The organism is Nostoc sp. (assembly GCF_036918245.1).
Lineage (GTDB): Bacteria > Cyanobacteriota > Cyanobacteriia > Cyanobacteriales > Nostocaceae > Nostoc.
This window is the reverse complement of record NZ_JBALEF010000077.1, coordinates 1-21,451: the sequence shown is the minus strand read 5'-3', so window position 1 is coordinate 21,451 and position 21,451 is coordinate 1. Positions and strand designations below refer to the sequence as shown.

General features: G+C 40.4%; 17 protein-coding genes and 1 pseudogene. 4 read left to right on the top strand and 14 right to left on the bottom strand.

What is annotated here, in order from left to right; translation table 11 throughout:
- Nucleotides 1-173: 173 nt before the first annotated feature.
- Nucleotides 174-860 carry an HAD family hydrolase gene (locus V7L12_RS21915; protein ID WP_335087467.1) on the bottom strand — a complete coding sequence of 229 codons (687 nt, stop codon included), beginning with the start codon at nucleotides 858-860 and terminating at the stop codon, nucleotides 174-176.
- A gap of 236 nt (nucleotides 861-1,096) precedes the next feature.
- On the opposite strand from V7L12_RS21915, the gene V7L12_RS21910 reads away from it, so the two are divergent.
- Nucleotides 1,097-1,876 (top strand): glucosamine-6-phosphate deaminase, encoded by a 780-nt coding sequence (locus tag V7L12_RS21910; RefSeq protein ID WP_335087465.1) that lies wholly within the window; start codon nucleotides 1,097-1,099, stop codon nucleotides 1,874-1,876.
- Nucleotides 1,877-2,196: 320 nt separating this feature from the next.
- Here the strand turns inward: V7L12_RS21910 and V7L12_RS21905 are convergent, their stop codons facing one another.
- Together V7L12_RS21905 and V7L12_RS21900 are read right to left on the bottom strand one after the other, a co-directional pair.
- On the bottom strand, nucleotides 2,197-2,685 hold the full coding sequence (locus V7L12_RS21905; protein ID WP_335087463.1) for an orange carotenoid protein N-terminal domain-containing protein: 489 nt from the start codon (nucleotides 2,683-2,685) through the stop codon (nucleotides 2,197-2,199).
- Between the two features lie 488 nt (nucleotides 2,686-3,173).
- Nucleotides 3,174-3,557: a hypothetical protein gene (locus tag V7L12_RS21900; protein ID WP_335087462.1), complete on the bottom strand. Its 384-nt coding sequence runs from the start codon at nucleotides 3,555-3,557 to the stop codon at nucleotides 3,174-3,176.
- Between the two features lie 989 nt (nucleotides 3,558-4,546).
- Between V7L12_RS21900 and V7L12_RS21895 the strand changes: the two genes are divergently transcribed.
- The gene (locus V7L12_RS21895) at nucleotides 4,547-7,429 is read left to right on the top strand and encodes a zinc-dependent metalloprotease (protein WP_335087460.1); all 2,883 of its coding nucleotides are present in this window, start codon (nucleotides 4,547-4,549) and stop codon (nucleotides 7,427-7,429) included.
- A 54-nt stretch (nucleotides 7,430-7,483) separates the two neighbouring features.
- On the opposite strand, the gene V7L12_RS21890 is transcribed toward V7L12_RS21895, so the two are convergent.
- The 3 genes from V7L12_RS21890 to V7L12_RS21880 form a co-directional block, all read right to left on the bottom strand.
- The gene (locus V7L12_RS21890) at nucleotides 7,484-8,395 is read right to left on the bottom strand and encodes an alpha/beta fold hydrolase (RefSeq protein WP_335087458.1); all 912 of its coding nucleotides are present in this window, start codon (nucleotides 8,393-8,395) and stop codon (nucleotides 7,484-7,486) included.
- A 191-nt stretch (nucleotides 8,396-8,586) separates the two neighbouring features.
- Nucleotides 8,587-9,096, bottom strand: a complete 510-nt coding sequence (locus tag V7L12_RS21885) for a HugZ family pyridoxamine 5'-phosphate oxidase (protein ID WP_335087456.1) — start codon at nucleotides 9,094-9,096, stop codon at nucleotides 8,587-8,589.
- 161 nt (nucleotides 9,097-9,257) lie between these two features.
- Entirely contained in the window at nucleotides 9,258-9,914 is a 657-nt protein-coding gene (locus V7L12_RS21880) for a DUF3386 domain-containing protein (protein ID WP_335087454.1), read from the bottom strand.
- A gap of 100 nt (nucleotides 9,915-10,014) precedes the next feature.
- On the opposite strand from V7L12_RS21880, the gene V7L12_RS21875 reads away from it, so the two are divergent.
- Nucleotides 10,015-10,686, top strand: coding sequence for a LuxR C-terminal-related transcriptional regulator (locus V7L12_RS21875; RefSeq protein ID WP_335087452.1), 672 nt, complete (start codon nucleotides 10,015-10,017; stop codon nucleotides 10,684-10,686).
- Between the two features lie 759 nt (nucleotides 10,687-11,445).
- On the opposite strand, the gene V7L12_RS21870 is transcribed toward V7L12_RS21875, so the two are convergent.
- The 3 genes from V7L12_RS21870 to V7L12_RS21860 form a co-directional block, all read right to left on the bottom strand.
- A complete protein-coding gene (locus tag V7L12_RS21870; protein WP_335087450.1) occupies nucleotides 11,446-12,102 on the bottom strand; it encodes a pentapeptide repeat-containing protein in 657 nt (218 codons plus the stop codon).
- Nucleotides 12,103-12,377: 275 nt separating this feature from the next.
- Nucleotides 12,378-14,198 (bottom strand): asparagine synthetase B family protein, encoded by a 1,821-nt coding sequence (locus V7L12_RS21865; RefSeq protein ID WP_335087448.1) that lies wholly within the window; start codon nucleotides 14,196-14,198, stop codon nucleotides 12,378-12,380.
- A 187-nt stretch (nucleotides 14,199-14,385) separates the two neighbouring features.
- On the bottom strand, nucleotides 14,386-15,267 hold the full coding sequence (locus V7L12_RS21860) for a 4-hydroxybenzoate solanesyltransferase (RefSeq protein WP_335087446.1): 882 nt from the start codon (nucleotides 15,265-15,267) through the stop codon (nucleotides 14,386-14,388).
- A 348-nt stretch (nucleotides 15,268-15,615) separates the two neighbouring features.
- Here V7L12_RS21860 and V7L12_RS21855 point away from each other — a divergent pair, with 348 nt between their 5' ends.
- Nucleotides 15,616-17,265 carry a Ppx/GppA phosphatase family protein gene (locus V7L12_RS21855; protein WP_335087444.1) on the top strand — a complete coding sequence of 550 codons (1,650 nt, stop codon included), beginning with the start codon at nucleotides 15,616-15,618 and terminating at the stop codon, nucleotides 17,263-17,265.
- A gap of 749 nt (nucleotides 17,266-18,014) precedes the next feature.
- Here the strand turns inward: V7L12_RS21855 and V7L12_RS21850 are convergent.
- The 5 genes and pseudogenes from V7L12_RS21850 to V7L12_RS21830 all read right to left on the bottom strand — a co-directional run bounded on the left by V7L12_RS21850 (nucleotide 18,015) and on the right by V7L12_RS21830 (nucleotide 21,377).
- Complete coding sequence (locus V7L12_RS21850) at nucleotides 18,015-18,260, bottom strand: hypothetical protein (protein WP_335087442.1); 246 nt, start codon at nucleotides 18,258-18,260, stop codon at nucleotides 18,015-18,017.
- 71 nt (nucleotides 18,261-18,331) lie between these two features.
- Nucleotides 18,332-19,096: pseudogene (locus tag V7L12_RS21845) on the bottom strand (IS5 family transposase).
- A 46-nt stretch (nucleotides 19,097-19,142) separates the two neighbouring features.
- Nucleotides 19,143-19,874, bottom strand: a complete 732-nt coding sequence (locus V7L12_RS21840; RefSeq protein ID WP_335087440.1) for an alpha/beta hydrolase — start codon at nucleotides 19,872-19,874, stop codon at nucleotides 19,143-19,145.
- A gap of 234 nt (nucleotides 19,875-20,108) precedes the next feature.
- On the bottom strand, nucleotides 20,109-20,447 hold the full coding sequence (locus V7L12_RS21835) for a hypothetical protein (RefSeq protein ID WP_234017060.1): 339 nt from the start codon (nucleotides 20,445-20,447) through the stop codon (nucleotides 20,109-20,111).
- 450 nt (nucleotides 20,448-20,897) lie between these two features.
- Nucleotides 20,898-21,377, bottom strand: coding sequence for a tryptophan 7-halogenase (locus tag V7L12_RS21830; protein ID WP_335087438.1), 480 nt, complete (start codon nucleotides 21,375-21,377; stop codon nucleotides 20,898-20,900).
- Between the last annotated feature and the right edge of the window lie 74 nt (nucleotides 21,378-21,451).

The following is a 21,451-nucleotide window of genomic DNA, read 5'->3' as shown; positions in this document are numbered from 1 at the left end:
TAATGAGGCTTTGAACTCCTTTAATGAGTCTTTGATCCTCATTAATGAGGCTTTGAACTCCTTTAATGAGTCTTTGATCCTCATTAATGAGGCTTAGATACTTGCGGACGTAACTTGGAACTTAGCCCCCTGCTCCTCTGCTCCTCTGCCCCTCTGCCTCCTACCCCCTGCCCTCAAAAATTAGAAGCGATCGCACTTAAATCTGGCTCAATAAGTGAGTTTAGGAATGTCCACAATTGCAAATCAGTAAAGTCTGGAATTGCCATAAATGCACCGAATGACTGCAAAATTTGCGGATCGTGGGTGGAGGCGATGCCAATGGTGCGGATATCTGCGCCTACTGCTGAACGAATACCAGAGGGAGAGTCTTCTAAAGCGATCGCTTCTTCTGCTGTAATCTCCAACTTATTCAGGGCAACTTGGTAGGGCGCAGGGTCGGGTTTACCTGCAATACAATCATCCGCTAAAACAACTGTATGGAAAGCTTCTTTGATCCCCAAAACCTCTAGCATAAATTCTGCATTTAGTCTAGGGGCATTAGTTACTAATGCACGTTTTAATTGATGTGCATCTGTCCATGCTAGTAGTTCAGAAAATCCACTTAGCGGTTTGAGATGTGGGGCAAGTTTGCGGAAAAGCGTCTCTTTTTCGTCTGCAAATCTTTGCCCTTCTAGTGCTGATAATTGTGGCAGAATGTCTTTAACAATTTCTGGATTTAGCCTTCCACTAATTCGGGATTTATAAAATGTTTCATCTATTTCTATGCTGTAATTTAACAGCATTTCCTGCCAAGCTCGGTAGTGTATAGGGTCAGTGTTGACAATAGTCCCGTCTAGGTCAAAGAGAATTGCAGCCAGCATAATTTTTGGGTAGAATGTAAATAATTGTTAACTTAATTTAAATAGTTTACATTGTTTTTTGTCTTTAGTGATTATTCCTTCGTTAATACGGGGATTATGGACTGGAGAAGAAAATTTCAAGAGTCAGAAATTAATCTGCTAAATCCTAAAATCTATACTGGATAGGGCATATAAGGGCAGACAGCTAAAGCCTCAGAGAAAACTGCCGTATAATCGATAACCTTCTTGGTAAGCAAATGGTAGTCGCTACAAACTTTTTTCGCGTTGATGATTTATTAGTGCAGATTTACAACTCTGAAGTCGAAATGGCCAAGGATGTTGCCGAAATCGTGCAAAAATATTTACAGCAAGTTCTCAAGCAGCAGGATACAGCTGCTGTATTGTTAGCCACAGGTAACTCCCAACTCAAATTTCTTGATGCTTTGATTGCATTGGGTGGTGTAGATTGGTCACGGATTATTCTGTTCCATCTAGATGAATATTTGGGAATTACTGCTGACCATTCTGCTAGTTTTCGGCGTTATATGCAAGAACGTGTAGAGAAGCGAGTTAATCCTAAGAAATTTCACTATATAGAAGGTGATACATTACAACCAGTAATAGAGTGCGATCGCTACACTAAATTATTGCAAGCACAACCGATTGACTTATGCTGTCTTGGTGTTGGCGAAAATGGACATTTAGCTTTTAACGATCCAGCTGTAGCAAATTTTCAAGATCCTTATAGCGTTAAACTGGTCAAGCTGGATACTTTGAACCGTCAACAACAAGTAAGTACAGGTCACTTTCCGAATTTAGAAACTGTGCCACAGTATGCTTTTACTATCACCATTCCAACAATTTGTTCAGCTAAAAAAATTATCTGTCTTGCTCCAGAAAAACGTAAAGCGAATGTAGTAAAAGAGATGTTGGAAAGTTATGTCGGTAAAGACTGTCCGGCTTCTATTCTCCGTCAACAATCCCAGGCGACGTTGTTTTTAGATGTTAATTCTGCTAGCGTACTAGAATCAACTTAAACTTATTCACATCCTCAATCTTCCAAGCTAATTATGCGAGCGATCGCTGGAATTGCATGAGATAGTTTCAGTATACAATAAACCTATAACTGGCAAGCGATATTCTATATCCAAATTCACCAATTCTGATACACTTTGTTCTATAAATTTGATATTTATAGAAGTCATAAACATTTCAAAGTAATGAAATAAAAATTCCTAAATACGCCAGCCATCAAAATTTAGCTTTATATTAAGCGACTGGCGAATCTAGAAAGTTTTAAGAGAAGGGTATAAATAACTTAATAGATACCCTCAACATCCTAAAAAGTTCAAAAGTGCTAAATTCCAACAGCTGATGCTTCAGCACCCAGTGGCGAGACATAATCACGGAAAAGAGTCATCTGTTGCTCAAACTCTAAGAGTTGAATTTTGCCAAACAATGGTTTAGCTTCGGAAGGAAGTTCATAATCAGCAGGTACAGGAATGATAGTGCCATTTTGCATCCCTTGAGATAATCGATACCAAAACAGGAGTTTTGTAGTATCACCCAAAGAGCCATACTCACGAGAAATTTGGGTGTCCGCTTTATTAATTAAATCACGCTGAACTTGTAACTGTTGTTCGTGAGATAATTCCTTAACTTGATTAAATAAACCTTCAGCTATTTCTGGAGAAACAGTACTGGCTCCAGGAGCGGCTGGAGTAATTGAACTCCCCATTTCTTTATAGATAAACCAAAACAAAGCAAGTTGTTGATCTACATTTAAATTTTGCCAAGCTTGAACGTGTTCGCGAATAGTTGGATCGTTGGTTTGTGTAGATGTCATGATTAACTTCAATTGCAATTACTTATTTATTCTTAAGTAATGTTATCAAATGTACATTTTGATTTTTACCCTACTGAAGACAGATGTCTTAAAATCATAAAGAAGATCATTCAAAGCCAAAATAATACCTGACAAGTGCCAAATGAAAGAGTTAGCAATTATAAGTCTATTGCCAAATTGAATGATTATTAAAAGGTATTTCCCTGGATAGATGTTAACTCGATTGTAATAGTTTAATAGTAATCAAACGGATGCGGTATTATAACACGCAGTAGGGGCGTACAGCTACCTGTACACCCCTACTAAAGACCAATATTTAATGCAACTGAGAAACGCTACAATCTATTATCAGCAAGGGTGAGGGCATTACCCAAATATTAGAAGAGTTCGTTGGTTAGACACCAGCCTTCCTAATATTACTGATTTATTGGCGAAAAGTTATTATTACTTACTGCCAAGTCAAGATTGTAACGCATTCAGCGTCGAACTTAGTTAAGGATTTTTTTGCCTGTTTGTACTGCACTGTCCCCTACATCACTAGCAGTTTTTTGAGCACCTTCTACGTACCCAGATCCAAATTCTTTAAAGGCTTCTCCTGACTGTTGTCCAATCTTCTGAAGTCGTTCGCCAGGAGAACCTTCCGTTTCACGAGCATCTTTAAACCACTGCCCTACTGTTTTCGGTCTTTGAGCATCATTCTGCTCTACCTGTTCACGAACTCTCTCTTTTAAGCCTTTGTCATTTTGCCCATCACTAACATTCGTCGTCAGCACTAGAAAACCAACTATGACAACAGCCAAAAAACCTTTTATTTGAAGTCCTTTAAGCAGGGAACTGATCTGACTAATAGTCCTAGAAATCAAATTTATCATGCCAATTAGCTTGTTTTTTGGAGTACAAATAAAGATTAACTATAAAAAAATAATTATCCTTCTAACAAAAGGCATATCTCAGTTATGAAAAATCTGGGATGAGACTATACCAATCATCCCCTAGCAAATCAACTAAATCAAACCATTCATAGAAGTGAAAAAGAATGTAGATACGTAGCAATGCTAGGTCTCTACAAGGGTTCTGGATAATGCATATTTAATTTCACCAGATGTGGATTAACAGCAATATTTAGTCACCCACGATATTTTTCATATATTCCTTGATTTTGGCATCACCTAATCGGTATAAATTGGTGTACTCGCTTTTGCTTCTAAACAAAATTACAGCAAATCACTCAAAGTTGGTTTGTGCTTGGCTAGAGCAAAAGGTCGATAATTAGGGAAAAAAGCTGATTTTGTGTTGGAATAACGCTTTGAAGACCATTGAGAATAATTGACGATGTGAGAAAACGGTTGAGATTAGCATAAATTTCCAAAATTTATCCAAAAAAAGGATTTAACTGCTCAATAGCAGCTTTTTTAAAAGTCTGATTCTTTATTTATAAATCATCTTTGGATTCCTTCGGCTGCCAAATGTAGCACTAAATACATTTTTAATGCTACGTTTGGTTTTTAATACAAATAGAAATAAAAAAAAACATATATCTTTGGTTGTAGAAATTATCAATCTTAAAAGATAGATGCTTAATGGATAATTCCTAAATAGTTACTAATAACAATCAATAGTCATACGACTTTTAGGCTAGTACACTGTGGCGGAAGTTTGCCTACCTTTAACAAGTTGCTTGAACAATTTGTCTAGTTAATTGAGATGGTAGCTGGATTTCTGCTGTGCTGTACTAGAGGTATTGTTTATCTGACTGAGTAAATTTATACCGTAATCCCTAGATATTTGAAGGGTTTACAGACGAAAAACTACTCGATATTTTTCCTCAACACGAGAACTGCTTCAGGTGGAAAGCCAAAGGATGAAATACTGGATAACGAAATTAGCAGTCTGTATAGTAGTACTGTATAGCTTGTTGCTATCAAATGATTATGCAGGAGCAAACCAACTTTCAAATACTTCTAATATTGATGTACAGCAATTAAATGCACTCCCAATAGTTGAAAACGTAGCAAGTGCTGACAAGAATCTTGCTGAGATTAAAAAGGAGGATTTTTGCAGATTTAATGGGATTGTTAATCGGATAGATAAACTAGAGGGACTCTTCACAGTTTATTGCAGCGAGGATTCGGGAAAAGTTTTTTTAGAACTCAAGCCAGAGCAGCTAAATAAAGATTACCTAGCTATAGTGACATTGGAATCAGGCGTTGGGGAAAGTGGGATTTATAGTGGATTACCTCTCTCTGATTTTATCTTTTACTTCCAACGAGTAAATAATAGATTGCATTTTGTTGTGCGTAATGTAAAATTCCGTACAGACAGTATACCAGAACAGCGATCGCTTGCTCGTTCATTTAGCGATTCAGTTCTTTATTCACTCGAAATAGCCACTATCGATCCAAAAAATCAAAATATTCTAATCGACCTGAATGGACTGCTAATGCAGGATTTTCCGGGATTAACTCCTTTATTAAAATACTCTTTACAGGCTGATTACCGCTTAGATGCACGCAAGTCATATTTTGGTGATGTTAACAGCTTCCCAGAAAATGTAGAGATTGATTCGATTTACGGTTTTTCATCACTCGAAGGATCGAATTTAGTCACCGTACCCGATAGCAGGGCACTCACTCTGAAGGTACACTACAGTTTTTCTCAGTTGAGAGAAAACAATGGTTATATTCCCAGACTTGCAGATGATAGAGTTGGATATTTTACTACTGCTTTCCAAGATTTCTCTAACAATAATGCTCACGAATCATTTGTACGTTATATTAATCGCTGGCATCTAGAACCATCCGATCCTAACGCCCCCTTATCTCCACCCAAAAAACCAATTGTGTATTGGATTGAAAATGCTGTACCACTAGAATACCGTGATGCGATTGGTGAAGGGGTTTTGATGTGGAACAAAGCATTTGAAAAAGCCGGATTTCAAAATGCTATTGAAGTGCAGCAAATGCCAGATGATGCTAATTGGAAACCAGCAGATGTACATTACAACACTATTCGCTGGTTCAATTCTTTAGATGCAGGTTTTGCCAAAGGTCCGATGCGAGTCAACCCATTCACCGGGGAAATATTGGATGCAGATATCATTGTGGATGCCAATATGGTGCGTTTAGTTCAGCAAGAATATCATGCATTGATGGAGGCAAATTCATGTCCAGAAAAGATGAAAGGACGTGAATACGGGGGGAAATTCCTGGATAGATTCTTTGCATCATCTTCGTCTGCTCTGTTTTTCTCCTCTGAGTCCTGTTATGGTATGGAGTCTTCAAATCAAGCAGCTATGGGGGCGCTGGCGTTGTCAATGTTGCCAAATACTACACCTAATAGTGAAACGATGAAGGAGTATGTGCATCAATATTTGCGTTCTCTCATCGCTCACGAAGCCGGGCACACTCTGGGTTTGCGCCACAATTTTTATGGCAGCACCATGTTAGCGCCACAAGAATTAAATAATACTGAAATCACTCACACCAAAGGTTTAGTGGGTTCGGTGATGGACTATGTACCTGTGAATATAGCACCACAGGGAGTACAGCAAGGTGACTATTTCCCAGGAGTTATTGGGCCTTATGACGAATGGGCAATTGAGTATGGTTATAAAAGATTTCCATCAACAGCACTTGAGGTAACTATTCCAGAATTAGAAAAAAGTTTTTTAGACCAGATTGCACTAGCGTCGCCTCAACCAGAATTATCTTACGCAACTGATGAAGATATCTGGGACATCAATCCTTTAGCAAATGTCTGGGATATGAGTAGTGATGTGCTACTTTATTCTCAGTGGCAAATGGATAATGCTCGTTTTATGTGGCAGCGTCTTGATAAAGGTTATCTATCGAAAGGAGACAGCTATAGTAACCTGCGCCTTAAGTTTAATAGAGTACTTAAATATTATTTTCGGAACGCCACTTTGCTTTCTAAATACATTGGTGGACAATCGTTTCGGCGTCTCCATACCAGTAATGATGCTGCTTGGGCATTTGTACCAGTTTCACTTTTAAAACAACGTCAAGCATTGACAAAGTTGCAAGAGTATGTATTTGCAGATGATGCTTTCAGCTTTTCACCACAATTGCTCAATCAACTGGCACCGTCGCATTGGGGAGACTGGGGTAGTTCTGCACCTAATAATCGCCTTGATTATCCAATTCACGATCGCATTTTGAATTTTCAAAGTGCGATATTGCGATCGCTATTAGACAGCGATCGCCTGAATCGGTTACAAGATATAGAATTAAAAACTCTGCCTGGAGAAGCGCTTTCCATACCAGAACTGTTCGACACCCTGCAAACAGGCATCTGGACAGAAGTTTTCGCCCCAGGAGAACCAAAGCCAATTTCTAGCATCCGCCGTTCATTGCAACGGGAACATCTGAATATTTTGTTACAGATGATATTGGGTACTACTAATACACCTGAAGATGGTCGGACATTGGCTTGGTATAAATTGCGCCAACTGCAAAAAGCCATTGATGCCAGACTTAAACAACTTGGTGAACAGGGCATTGGCGGGGTTCCTTCCCTTGAAACCACTGCGTTAGCGCCAGCGATAGCGTACTCCTTTCCTGCGGAACGCTACGCGAACGGAGAAGCAAGCTACGCACAGCGTCTCGTAGAGAGGAACGAGCGTCACCCGGACGGAGAAAGCCTTGATATTTACACCTTAGCTCACTTAGAAGCTTCTGGCGATCGCATTACTAAAGCATTAAACGCACAATTACTTTCTAAATAGAGATGGGCATTGGGCATTAAAGTAATTCGTAATTCGTAATTCGTAATTAGTGAATTATTCTTCCTCATCTTCCCCCACTTCCCCAAGATATCGCTGCAATAGACCAATGAAAACTTCTGGTATTTCCAAATGAGGTAATATTCCGGCATCTGCGATCGCATAAAAATCTCGAATTGCCCTTGAATTTAGATTTGCCAAGCGTTGCCCTAGCTTAATGTTGGTAAATTGTGCTTTTTCTCCCCAAAAAATGACGGTGGGAACTGTTAGTTGTTGGATATATAAACTCAGGTCGAAGTAAAGATCGCCCCGCAAAAATGCCAAAGCAGCAAACTTGGCATTAGGTTGTTGTGCCGAGGTTAAATAAGCCTCTACCATCTCTTGATATACTCGTTGTGACTTAGCAAAGAGAAAACTTTGTAAAAAATTTCGGACTGCAATTTCATTTTCAGCACCAAGCAGATAAATAAAATTGTCCAACAGAGGCGCATTAATTACCGAAAGCGGAAGTCTGCGTCCAGCACCCTGCCCAAAATCATCAAATCCAGATGGAGAAACCAAAAACAGTGCTTTGAATAAATTGGGTTGAACAATAGCTAAACGAATAGCAAAAGCGGCTGTGAGAGATGAGGCGACCACTGTCACCGGCTGGCGACAAGTTTGGATGATAAACTCTGCGATCGTGCTGAGATAATCCCTAATTTTATAATCCCGGACTGGATGGGCCGATTCTCCCCAGCCGATGAGATCGGGGGCTAAAATGTGGTAATTAGAGGCAAAAGCTGGGTAAACTTTAGACCATTCATAAGCAGACGCTCCCCCACCAAAGTTATGGAGAAATAGTAATGGGGGTAAATCTTCAGTGTCAGCAATCGCCCAAGGTGCATTCGTTTGGGTATAGTAAACCATTGCCCCCAAGAATGTATGGATGACTTTATGTCCAAAGCCAGGAGGTTGAAACTGAAGCATAAAATTAAAAAGTTTAGTTTATTTGAATTTGCATACAGTCAAACTAATTCAGGAATCAAAATACATTTGTCTGAATAGTTCCAGAATCAGGAGAACATTTGATGAATCAATATATTAATTACACTGGATTCTTGCTAAATTATAGCTTCTGACTCTTGGATACTAAATTATTGCAATTCATAATTCATCATTTACTCTTGTTTTTTTTCGGCATCTCCTGTGATTTGAACGAGTTGATGAAGGTTATCGCCACTAATATGATATGCTCCGCCAAAACCAACTACAAAACGACCTTCACTTGGAGCGAGTCGGAAAATCCGAAAGTCAGATAAGCCACGCAAAACCTCGACAATTTCACCAAACAGCTCTTGAAATTGCTCAACAATTTGATTCCACTTGTCAGTTTCACGCTCTATCAAAGTTGCCGTACAATCAAAACTCAAACGACGACGGGCAAAAATTAGATTACTTTTAGCTTCATCCTCGATAAACAAGACACTAACATGAGGATTGGCATAGAGATTTTTGGTATGAGTCGAAAGACCACTGACGTAAATGTAGATATTCTTGGAATCATCCATTACAAAGGGAGCATAACTAGCATTGGGTATTGCCTGTGCGCTCACAGTGCTAATGATTACACTCTCAAATGCTTCAGGAAACTTTTCATACTCAGCTTGAATGTTTTCAAGTTGACTCATAAGTAGATTACCGCTTGATTAGGAACACTAATTAAGTATCTTAACGTGATTGAGCGATGTCTAGGATGGGCTACAGCTACGCATGGAATGCCCAAAAAATAAAAGCGATCGCTCCCTTTAACTCAAGAGCGATCGCTAATTTTTGGATTACAGAATACAACTTAAGCAGCAACAGGTTCCAACAATTTAATCTCAGAGAAGATAAATTCCTGAGTAGACAATTGTCCTGCTGTCTCGGTGCGAATCTCCCGACGATTTAGGATGAAATAGTCACCAACTTTTTCATACTCATCAATAAATTCGCTTCTACCGCCTTTTTGTTCCCCAGTTTTGGGGTCATGGTACACAGAGTCATAGCTGTGGGACAAGTAGCCTTCCCCAGTATCGTGACTGCTAAAGGTGTCAATTATCACGTAAGTACCGTGGATTAGACGGTGAACATGGCAGACTTCATTATTACGGACTTTGTATTTATCGCCTTCAGCCTTACCACCCATTAAAAGCTCAACCGCACCAGTTTCGTCAGTTTTACCATAGCTAAACGTATTGGCGCTGTGGGTGTCTTCAAAGCTGCGGCGGACGCGGTGAATTGCTATTTCCCAGGCTTGACCATGAATTGCTTTCTGGGCTGACTGATCATCTACATCCAAAACTTCGGCTTTGAGATTGGCACTGATGATAACTTTGCCTGTAAACACTTGATCATCATGCTTAAAGGTAATATTTGCGGTATAACCGGGAAAATTCTTGTCCCAAGTATAGCGGTTTTCATAAGCAGCCCGGAAAAGTTCCTGAGCAGAGAGTTGTGTAACTGTCATGTGCTTCTCCTAGTCGCTACTGTAATTAGCGTTTTAGTTTCCTTGGTATTAGCATAGAAGTAATTGTTGAGGCTTGGATAGTCCCCAACTGGGTACACTTATGACTAATTCTCTACACGCTGTATTTCATGCGATCGCTAATGTCCAGAATGAGCAAGAGTTAAGACTCGCTCTCACGGATCGAATTAGCGAGCATTTTGGCGTGCAAAATTGGGGTATTTATCTCCTAGATGAGCAGCCAACCACTGAGATTAATGTTCCAGGCATTCCGGCAGTATGCTTAGAAAGCAATCCAGTGGGGCGCTACGTGGTTGAGCGTCATGCTCCCGCCCATGAACAGTTATTATTATCGCCAGGAGACTGGAAGCATTTTTGTTCGCGTTCTGACCACGAACACGTGATGACTGGGCCGATTGTTTGCGATGGTCGTCTTGTAGGAACCCTTAACTTGGCACGTGACAAGGGAAATCCTGCCTTTAATGGCAACGATTTAGCTGACTTGAGCGCTTTATGTATTCATTTGTCAGCAAAAATGGCAACCCTACGGACAAAACCCAAAATATCGAATTCCCTTTTAGTTAGTCCTTTAACAGCGCGTGAGTTAGAAATTGCCGATTTAGTGGCACAGGGGTTAACGAATGCGGAAATTGGAGAAAAACTTTGGATTACGCAAAATTCCGTTAAACAAGCTTTGAAGAGGATGTTTCGGAAATTGAAGGTTTCGGCGCGTGCAGAAATGGTGGCAAAGCTACAATATATACAAGTTTCTTGAAGGAGGCAGGGTTTTTGGGCTTTCTGCGTAGATTCGGGAATTAGAACTATTAGCCGGATATGAGCTCACAGGAGATCGCAATGAAAATATTTCTTTCTCTATTTTCTAAATCGGCGCCGCTGGTATATGCTTTTGCTGCCGCAGATCGGGGTTTGCTTTGCGTGCTGGACGTTTTGGACTCACGATGTATCACTAAGAACATCAATCAAGATGTTCTGAGGTTACATCTTATGGTTTCTTTTTGCTTAAGTTGACACCAATGGCACTGCCGTGCCCCTACACCCCTCGGTATAATGCTGTACCGTATCTGAATGGGAACAGCTATATCTAATTTTAATTACAGTTTGAGCATTCGTAACTACAAAAGAAGCTGTGTTAATTACAGGTTGAATATTCATAATCACAGAAGAAGCTGTGTTAACTACAGGTTGAGCATTCATAATCACAGAAGAAGTTGTATTAACTACAGCTTAAGGATTACTTATCCTATAAGGAATATTTATAATTAATGCTTAAGTTGTATTAACTAAGGCTTCAAGACTTCTCGGTTAAGCATTCTTAATTCAGAATTGGCTTTTGAGAAAAGGGTAAGGGTTAAAGGTTTTTTCTTTCCCTTTCCTTTTCTCCTTAACCGGGAAGTATTGGGTTTCAAGTTTACTTATTCTGACTTTGTAATTCTGAATATGCTGCATCTCGTTTCCATGCAGAGCATGAAAACGAAATCACAAGATTATCTCACTTTGGCAGAGCTATTTCTAGCTAATAAATAACTATCTGAGGTTGCTCAATTGTACCATCAGGCATGATAGTATCTCGCAACTTCGCATAAATCAAATTTGTCTTCCAAAGGTTTGCCTTATTCAAGTTTGCTTTAGTTAAATTTGCCCATGTGAAGTCTGCACTAGTTAAGTTAGCCTCAGTCAAATTCGCTTCTAGTAATTTTGCTCCACATAGCTTTGCTCGTGTGAGATTTGCAAAACTTAAGTTAGCTTCAATCAGCGATGCTTCAATTAATTTGGCTTCACTTAAGTCTGCTTCTCTCAAATCCACGTCACATAAAGAAGTACCCCAAAGGTTACTACCTATGAATTTCACTCGCCATAAGAAAGTTCCGCACAAATTTGCTCTTGTTAAATCAGCATTAGTCAAATTGGCTTCACATAAAGATGCTTCATACAAATTAGCTTCACGTAAGCTAGCTTGCATCAAATTTGCGCCACTTAAATTAGCACGAGTCAGAACACAGCCAGACAAATTTGCATCACGCAAATCTGCTCCAATTAAATTAATGCCACTTAAATCAATTCCTTTCAGGTCGATTCCTCTCAAGTCACATCCACTGAAATCCCGACGCTGAAAATATTTATTTGTGATTTGACTTAAAATAAATTCCTGTTGTTGAGTATAATTTTTCATGGTATTCACCTCTGGGTGTAATTGATCTCAAAGGTTGAGTGTGGTAGTTACCGTATATTGAGAGTACACCGCAAACGGAGATTAGCTCAGTAAATAATCAAAAATAAATTAACAAAAAATCGGCAATCACTTGAAAATGCGTTTTCTCAGTGGTTTTTAAAACAAAAAATGCTGACATAAGTCAGGAAATATTCATACAACAAGAATCATGTTGCTTACTCCAAATTCCAAATTAGCATAAGTAATCTCAATAGCGTATCCTTTTGTTGCTTTCACTACTGCACTTTTTGATTGACTTGTAACCAAATTTCTAAACTAGCAAGCAACCACAGCTTGACTCCATAACGACTCCAAGTATCTCCTTGATAGTTTAACCAATTACGAATTGGCAACTGGTTTAAGTAGGGAGCAATACATGCATTTTGATTGAGCAATAAATCTCTGGCTTCTTGCTGCCAATATTTCCGAAATCCTAACTGCACCGGTACCATCATGCCACTTTTGGGACGATGAATAATTGTGTCTGGTAAAATATTTGCGTTCGTCGTACCCTTACAGGGAAGCAAGCTACGCGCAGCGTCTCGTAGAGAAGACGTACCGTAGGTAATCGCTTGCTTTAAAACTGCTTTTTCTTCCACTCCAGAAAGCTTATACTCTGGAGGTATCTCCATGCTTAAGTCTACTATTCGTTGGTCAAATAAAGGAGAACGACCTTGCAAAAGAGCAGCTTGAGTCAAGTTACTGACTTTTGTCAGAATTTGGTCAGCGCCTTTAAATTTGATATTCATTGCCATCAAACGATTCAGATAGCTAGCTTGGGAATATAAATCTTCTGCAAAAATCCAAGGCGCTGTTTGTACTGCTGTCCAAACTTCTGATTTTAAAAGTTGCGGTAAGTCAACAGCACACTTTTGAAAGGAAATTAAATAAGCTTGCAATGCATCCTGATTGGTGACAGAGCCATATAAACTATTTATTAGCATCGGCTGATTTTTTGGCCCACCAAAACAGGGGTCGCCACCTTCACCATTTAAAACTACTTCTACGCTTTCTCTCGCCAGTCGTCCCAGCAACAGGTTGGGAACAGTCAGTGGGTCGCCAATGGGGTCATCTAAATAAGCCATTGTTTCCGGCAAGCGTGACCACATATCCTTAAAAGTAATTTCTAAAATGTGGTGCTGCGTCTGACAATGGGATGCAACGAGACTGGAAAATTCTAACTCATTGGGACATTCCGAACCAAAATGAATCGAGAAGGTGTGGACTGGTGCTTTATGGAATTTTGCTACTAAAGCAGTGATACTGCTAGAGTCCAAACCACCAGAAAGAAAAACGCCAACGGGTTCATTTGCTGGTGGTAAATATTCTTGAACAACTTGGTCTAGAAGTTCTCGCAAGCGATCGCCATGCCATGCTAAGGGTTGATCGATTGCGATAATCTGTTCTTGAAGCTGCCAATAAGCTGTAACTTTCTGGTCGGGAAATTCTAAAACGGTTCCAGGTCGCAGTTCCCGCACCTGTTCCCAAAGGGTTCGTTCGCCGGGAACAAAAGCACAACAAAGATAATCTCGCAACGCCACCAAATCTAAATTGGATGAACGATGGGGTGCTAAAGTTCTCAGTTGAGGCGCAATCCAACGAACTGAACCAGTGGTAGTGTAATAGAGAGTACGAACACCGATGCGATCGCGAATCAATCTCAACACCTGTTTCTCTCTATCCCAAACCACTAGTGCAAACATTCCCACAAGTTGGCTAAGACTTTCATTACCCCATCGTTCCCAAAGATTGGCCACTAGTTGCAAAGAACTTCCTTGAAAGCTATCCGGTTCAATTCCCAACTTTTGCAGCAACTGCACTCGGTTAGTTAACCAAACATCACCAACAACAACAAACCGTCCTCTAGAACTGATTGCTAATTTCTCCGTCGAAAATTCCGAAGTTGTGCGTGGTAAAATTACAGAAATTTTTTCATCTTGCCAAGCTATATCTTCATAATTTGGATTAATTTTTCCCCACACTACGCGCCAGGTTGGGTTAGTCTTAATGAATTCGATTTTAGGAGATTTACGATTTTTAAACGCATCAAATAGCATGGGAAATTTTCAACGCATAATTCAGTAAGAATCCCACCCCTAACCACCTAAGAACAAGCGAGGCTAAGGTGTACACAAAAGTCTTTCTGACCCCCTCTAACTCCCCCTTGCCAAGGAGGAGTACCGGATATTTATTTCTCCCCAATGCATCGGGGGGATTAAGGGGGGTAAATTCTAAATTTACTTCTTATAAAGATCCAGCAATCATCCCAGCAAGTAAAATAAAACCAATCCACACATTTTGCTGGAACATCTTACCATAAGCAGAATTAGGTAAATATCGCTCTCTTAATCGCAGAGACTGCCAAGCCCATCCGATAGTAGCAACTGCAAGGCTAATCCAAAAGGCTAAGTGCAGATGTATAACTACGCCTAACCAAGACAATAACAAGATTGTGCCAGCAAAGAAAATTCCAATGGCTATAGGGGCGTAATTACCAAAAAATAGGGCGCTAGAATTAACACCAATGCGGCGATCGTCTTCTTTGTCGCTCATGGCGTAAACTGTATCAAATCCCAATGTCCACAATACAGTCGCGCCCCAAAGTAACCAAGTTGCTTGGGAAATGGTTTGTGTTACTGCACTCCAGCTAATCAATACCCCAAAACCCCAAGCGATGGAAAGTACCAGTTGCGGTACAGCAAACACCCGCTTTGCACCTGGATAAAGCAGAATTACAGGTACTGCTGCCACGCATAACCAGAAACTCAGGGGGTTAAGATAAAAAGCAAGAACAGCTGCACAAGCTAACGATACGATCGCGACTACAATCCCAACTTTCACAGATAAGGCGCGAGAAGCGAGGGGGCGATCGCGTGTTCTCTCTACTTCTGGATCGATATTCCGATCCCACAAATCATTGACAACACACCCAGTCGCACTCGTGGCCAGAGTACCCAATATAATCACACCAACCAGAGGTATAGGCGGTTTTCCTGAAGCTGCCAAAAACACAGCCCAAAGGGCAGGAATCATTAAAATTAACCGCCCTTCTGGTTTATGCCAGCGTAAAAGCCGGATAATTACAAGCCAAATTGGTGACTGGGGGCGTTCTGGCGTTGTTAACATAAAAATCAACAAATAACTTTAGATAGATAAATTCACACTTCTTTACATCTATAGAATAACGTTATTTGTTATTTGTAAAAACATAACCTTAGTGGCAACTTTAAATATCTTTAAATAGTCACTGCGGTTATAAATAGTAGGGTGAATATACATAGCTCAGTTACCCTCGACCAAGCTGAGTTGCGAATGCTGAGTATTTTTTAATTTACTCAATATTCAGCAGTGGCTCAACTCCCTGCTACCACTAACAGCACTCAGTCTGAGCAAGTGTGTTGTCATAAATATCAGTGCTAGCTACCCCGACATATCACCGTTTGCCATCATTTCTTAACAAAGAGAGAAAACTAGATGCTGAATTTAGTTTCTAGCTGGGAGAGTGTTCCAACTCAACCATCTAAGCAACATCGGATTATTGCTGCCATTGACCTGGGAACAAATTCTCTACACATGGTAGTAGTCAAGATTGACCCCACACTACCAGCTTTCAGCATTATTGCTAGAGATAAGGAAACTGTGAGGCTTGGCGATCGCAATCTTACCACTGGAGAACTCAAACCAGAGATCATTAAAAAGGCGATCGCGGCTTTAGGACGCTTCCAAGAAGTTGCCAAAACTATCAACGCTGAAACAATCATCGCTGTGGCAACTAGTGCTGTGCGAGAAGCCCCCAATGGTAAAGCTTTTTTGCACACAATAGAAACGGAGTTGGGTTTAAGCGTTAACTTGATTTCTGGTCAAGAAGAAGCGCGGCGAATCTATCTTGGCGTGCTGTCGGGCATGGAATTTAACAACCAGCCTCATACCATTATTGATATTGGCGGTGGTTCTACAGAATTGATTTTAGGCGATAGTCACCAAGCCCGCATTCTCACGAGTACGAAAGTTGGTGCAGTGCGACTTACTAGCGAGTTAATCACTACTGACCCTATTAGCAACACTGAGTTTCAGTATCTGCAAGCTTTTGCACGCGGGATGTTGGAACGTTCTGTAGAAGAAATCTTAACAAACCTAGAGTTTGGAGAATCTCCGCGTTTGGTGGGTACGGCGGGCACAATTGAAACTCTGGCGATGATTCATGCACGGGAAAAGTCGGGTGTTATTCCTTCCACTCTCAATGGCTACCAATTTAGTTTTAAAGACTTGCAAGAGTTGGTAAATCGCTTGCGGAAACTGAGTAATTCCGAAAGGGCTGAGATTCCCGGTATGCCAGAGAAGCGCCCTGAAGTTATCCTCGCTGGCGCAGTCATATTACAAGAAGCAATGACTCTCTTGGGTAGTGAATCGATTACAGTTTGTGAGCGTTCTCTGAGGGAAGGCGTAATCGTAGACTGGATGTTAACCCACGGTTTAATTGAAGATAAGCTACGCTACCAAAGTTCAATTCGGGAACGAAATGTTCTCAAACTGGCGGATAAATACCACATCAATTTAGAATACAGCGATCGCGTGGCAAAATTTGCCGAGAGTTTATTTGACCAAACTCAAGGTACTCTACATCACTGGGGAACTGACGAGCGACAAATGCTGTGGGCAGCGGCTATATTACACAATTGCGGTCATTATATCAGCCATTCGTCTCACCACAAGCACTCTTACTATTTAATTCGCAATGGAGAATTACTCGGTTATACAGAAACCGAGATTGAAATTATTGCCAATTTAGCGCGTTATCATCGCAAATCACCACCCAAGAAAAAACATGAGAACTACCAGAGTTTGCTGACTAAACAACAGCGACAAATTGTTAGTCAATTAAGTGCGATTCTGAGATTGGCAGTGGCATTAGATAGACGACAAATTGGTGCGATCGCTCAAGTGCAATGTGAGTATTATCCACAGCTTAGGCAGGTCAACCTGCTAATTTTTCCATCTCAATTAGATGATGATTGTGCTTTAGAACTTTGGAGTTTAGATTATAAAAAAGGAGTGTTTGAGGAAGAGTTTGGAGTGAAATTAGTAGCAAGTTTAGAAAAGTCTAGCACTGCTAACTTGTCTTAGAAAGTGAGGTGCGTTAACCAATGTAACGCACCTGCATATAGCTGATGTTTTATGCTTGCGATCGCTAATTCAACTTGATAAGTTAGGCTCAATATAAAAGCTTCAGGTAAAAATTAGACAACTTTATTTAGTAACTATTTAGGAAGGTATGATTATACAAGTAACTTTCTCTTGTACACAAAAACTTTAATTAAATTTGAAACTACATTAGATAAAGATATGTATCTAATTATGACATCTAACTTAAGGACGAATTTATAACTGTCCCAAGAACCATTTCAAAATAAAATTAGTAATTATAATAGAATTAACAATCTATTAAATGTAGGTTATGTTGCTAGTGGATATCTAAGTCGGGAAAACTTAGATATCCTTATATAAAATTTCAATAGTTTAAAAAGTAATCAAGCAGATAGGATGTTAGTAACTGAAAAAACTTGCGCTGACTTTTACCGATAGGTATGGCGATGTCTACGACGGGCTACGCTTACGCAGTTGCTGGAGACTTCAAGGTAAAATTTCGGTAGGCTCATCACCTATGCGTGGGGTGGAGCGTAGTTGCCAAAGTCAAATACAATGTTTCTAATGATACTAATTTAGTCTTACGCCAACCTTACAGTAATTAGGGCAGACATCAACTTGCAAGCATTCTTTGCGACACTCCCCAAGAAATTTTTCCTTTTTTATAATTTGAAGATAAGTATCATGTTTTACACAAAAAACGATTTTTTGCAAAATTACGATGCTCATTAGGAATCTGGATTAATACATTTAAGATGTTCACAGCCAAAACCTTGAGTCATCATTGCAGATAGCTGTGGAAAAACTTGTTCATCAAAGTTGAGTTCTCGCATGATTTGGTCATGAGCTTGCCCCTGCGCTATCCGCTTTGCCATTTGCTCAAACTCTACCCAAGTTAAATCACTCTCAACAAATGCTTTACTAAGGGTAATTACCAGTTCCTCATAATCATTGTCTTCCAATTTTGTCATCATTCGGTGTTCAATGTGAAGCGAATCATCGAAACAGTAATACCAGGATTTTGGTTGCTGCCTAGGGCGTGTCATCAGTTGAGCCAAATCACAGTAGCAGCGAGGTAAATTGCACTGAGAAAGTTGACTTTGAGCAAATCGAGTGCGGGTGGCGATCGCACGGTACTGCTTGAGTCTGGCAAAAAAATTTTCAATTAAGTGACGGGCTTTATACAAGTCTTTGTCATAGTCGCGCTTAGTGGTGCGGTTACGCTTGGAGGGAATGACGGCGGTCTTGGCTTGCGCTTCCAGGACATCGATTACCCGTGCATCGGCATCATATCCTTTGTCTGCTAGCACAGTGTCCGCTCTGAGGTCGGGCAGCAACACATCCGAACCGTCCAGGTCACAGGCTTGTCCTGGCGTGAGGTGAAAGCTGACTGGATTCCCCAACGCATCCACCACTGCATGGATCTTGGTACTCAACCCGCCTTTGCTACGTCCAATTGCTTCGGTGTCTGCATCCCCCCCTTTACACCCACACTGTGTTGGTGGGCGCGGACAATGGTGGAATCAATCATCGCGTACTCGTTGTCCGCTTCTTCGGCTAACGCCTCAAACACCCGTTGCCACACCCCACTTTTAGTCCACCGACTGAATCGGGTGTGTACGACTCGGAAGTCCCCAAACCGTTCGGGCAAGTCGCGCCACGGGATGCCAGCTCGATAGCGGTACAACACCGCTTCCACAAACAACCGATTGTCTTTGGCTGTCTCACCAACATAACCGTCTCGTCCGGGCAACAGGTCTTTGATCCTTTCCCACTGGTCATCCCGTAAGGCATAACGGCGGCTTGTCATGGCGCGAGAATCCTTCTAATTGGGTCAATTTTTACTTTATCTTTCTTTACATTAACTGATGACACGCCCTAAGTACTCTTCGGAAAAAATCCTGCTGTTTCGAGCGACTAACAGCACTATCTGCCTCACTACATACCATTAAAATTGGGGCAGGAACACAGCCTTGAGACTTGTCTAAAACCTCATATCCCAATTCCAGAAATATCCGTAAGGCCTTGAGACAAAAACCTTTATAACCAAAATTGCCGGGTGCATCTTTGTTGAACCATTCAAAGTAAATTGGCAGAAGTTTGATCAGTTGATCGAATATTAAGTAGCGGCTACCTAAATAAGGCGTGAACAATAAGGTGCGGTCAATCTCTTGTGGATGCTCTAAAGCCAACCAAGCAGCTAAAGTTCCACCTGTTGATAATCCACCAATTACAACTTGTTGCCCTAGCGTTTTTGCAATCTGCAACCATTTGATTACAAATTTTTGATAAATCTCAATATCTGTTGGCAGGGGTGGAGGATTTTGAGACTTCCAGTCACCTGAGCGTCCATGACCTGGTTGTAAAGGAATCAGAACGTTATATCCCGTGTTAAAGAAGGCTTTACCAAGCGGCTCGAACTGGTAAGGGCCTGCTGTAAAACCATGCAAAAACAAAAAAACTTTTGACGTGAAGTCAGGATGAATCAAAAATTTAGAACGGCAGGCTTCATTTTTAAGACCTAGTGTGGACTCTAATTGGTGAACTTGCTCTAGAATTTCTACTGTATTTTGAATGCCAACTTTCATTTATGTAATTATTATATACACATATATATAGTAATCCTACTTGAATCCTACTCAGATTTTGAAAAGGATATCTTTGTCTGGCAAGCTTTTAAGCAGCTTAGTTATTCAAAAATTAAATAGGAGTCTTAATATATGTTACTTTATTAATCAAGTAGTTACTCCGAATTTAGCAGAGGACATATTGTTGAGTTGCCCTGTCAGAAGTGAGAAACCTTTTTAAAGTCGGATGAGTATTCACTCCAAACTAATTTTCCACAACCCATCTAGCGGATTAGACAGTTGGAATTGACTATCATTGCTACCGAGCCAATTATTGTCATACACCAACCCAACACTGAATGTTCTATTTAGAGGATATTGTCCTAGTTTTCCAAAACCTTCAATATTCTTTGAGTCAGCGATCGCTTGCTGGTTCAACTGTATAGTTGTTTGGTTGCCGTCGTCAAAGTAAATTGTGGCTCGTTTGTTGTGAAAGCGCACATGAACTTTGTAGACCCCACCAGTTGCATAGTAATAAGCTCTAGCAGGCAGCTTTTGACCATCAATATTTTGTCCTTTAAGCTCAACTGCCATCGCAGGACTGCATAGTAGCAACAGGACTGGCAAGATTAACCCTAAAACTTTCATTGGTAGTAACAAACACTTTCAAGCAACTACTTTCTAGTTTAAAACATAAGTAGAGCGACTTAAAACAAGCAGACTATGTGAAGATAAGTAAATACAGGTCGCGATCGCGGTAAAAAACAAGAAATATACATTTTCGATTTTGACATACAGCGATCGCGAAAAGATGAAATAAATTTCACAGCCAATGCCAGAAAGTCTTCTTTCCGTACTCTTGTAGAGAGACGCGATATATCGCGTCTCTGATACTGTTGGCGAATTTACTACATTTTTGTAAATTTGAGTAGTATGTAATCCAAAACCTACCATCTGTCATTGCAGCTTTTAATTGTAATATTTTTGTATATACCTTTGTAACACTTTCGCCAACAGTGTCATCGCTACTTTAACCCCTACCTTTTATCCATCATGGAATATATCAGAGAAATATGTTCCCAACCGTCTTTGCCAAAATGGAGAGGTGGTCCATCGCTGCTCACTCGAATAATAGGCTTTATGCTTTGTTAGGTAGTCATTATATAGTTGTCTAATGTAGTCAGAATAATTTTCTAAAGCTTTATGTTCGCCAGATAGGTGAGCTTGGATAGATGTTGCAGCCTTAATGCCAGTGAAAATTGCTGTAACAATGCCTTGAGAGGAAAGTGGATCGTAACTAGAGGCAGCATCACCGACTGCTAGCCAAGACTCGCCAACCGTTTTACTGGCAAGTGAGCTATTGGCAGAAACAATGTGCGGGGGTAACTCAACACAGTAACCATGAGATTCAACGCGATGCCGGATATGTTTAGTCTGACTTATAAGTGCTGTCCAACCATCGACAGTTTTTAATCTTTTAGATGTGACCAAATCTGCATCACTCATATAGAACCCATTTGACATCTAAGAAGGTGCTGCAAGCCTCTTAATCATTAGCCTGATGAAGCAGAGATTGAGTTTGGCAGTGGCACTAACCA

Excerpts from the sequence above, each read along its gene's own strand:
- V7L12_RS21870 (WP_335087450.1), bottom strand. The coding sequence starts at position 12,102 with ATGAAAAATTATACTCAACAACAGGAATTTATTTTAAGTCAAATCACA.
- V7L12_RS21895 (WP_335087460.1), top strand. The coding sequence starts at position 4,547 with ATGAAATACTGGATAACGAAATTAGCAGTCTGTATAGTAGTACTGTAT.
- V7L12_RS21850 (WP_335087442.1), bottom strand. The coding sequence starts at position 18,260 with ATGATGACAAAATTGGAAGACAATGATTATGAGGAACTGGTAATTACC.
- V7L12_RS21830 (WP_335087438.1), bottom strand. The coding sequence starts at position 21,377 with ATGTCAAATGGGTTCTATATGAGTGATGCAGATTTGGTCACATCTAAA.
- V7L12_RS21910 (WP_335087465.1), top strand. The coding sequence starts at position 1,097 with ATGGTAGTCGCTACAAACTTTTTTCGCGTTGATGATTTATTAGTGCAG.
- V7L12_RS21840 (WP_335087440.1), bottom strand. The coding sequence starts at position 19,874 with ATGAAAGTTGGCATTCAAAATACAGTAGAAATTCTAGAGCAAGTTCAC.
- V7L12_RS21860 (WP_335087446.1), bottom strand. The coding sequence starts at position 15,267 with ATGTTAACAACGCCAGAACGCCCCCAGTCACCAATTTGGCTTGTAATT.
- V7L12_RS21865 (WP_335087448.1), bottom strand. The coding sequence starts at position 14,198 with ATGCTATTTGATGCGTTTAAAAATCGTAAATCTCCTAAAATCGAATTC.
- V7L12_RS21890 (WP_335087458.1), bottom strand. The coding sequence starts at position 8,395 with ATGCTTCAGTTTCAACCTCCTGGCTTTGGACATAAAGTCATCCATACA.
- V7L12_RS21855 (WP_335087444.1), top strand. The coding sequence starts at position 15,616 with ATGCTGAATTTAGTTTCTAGCTGGGAGAGTGTTCCAACTCAACCATCT.
- V7L12_RS21915 (WP_335087467.1), bottom strand. The coding sequence starts at position 860 with ATGCTGGCTGCAATTCTCTTTGACCTAGACGGGACTATTGTCAACACT.
- V7L12_RS21885 (WP_335087456.1), bottom strand. The coding sequence starts at position 9,096 with ATGAGTCAACTTGAAAACATTCAAGCTGAGTATGAAAAGTTTCCTGAA.
- V7L12_RS21905 (WP_335087463.1), bottom strand. The coding sequence starts at position 2,685 with ATGACATCTACACAAACCAACGATCCAACTATTCGCGAACACGTTCAA.
- V7L12_RS21875 (WP_335087452.1), top strand. The coding sequence starts at position 10,015 with ATGACTAATTCTCTACACGCTGTATTTCATGCGATCGCTAATGTCCAG.
- V7L12_RS21835 (WP_234017060.1), bottom strand. The coding sequence starts at position 20,447 with ATGGCAGTTGAGCTTAAAGGACAAAATATTGATGGTCAAAAGCTGCCT.
- V7L12_RS21900 (WP_335087462.1), bottom strand. The coding sequence starts at position 3,557 with ATGATAAATTTGATTTCTAGGACTATTAGTCAGATCAGTTCCCTGCTT.
- V7L12_RS21880 (WP_335087454.1), bottom strand. The coding sequence starts at position 9,914 with ATGACAGTTACACAACTCTCTGCTCAGGAACTTTTCCGGGCTGCTTAT.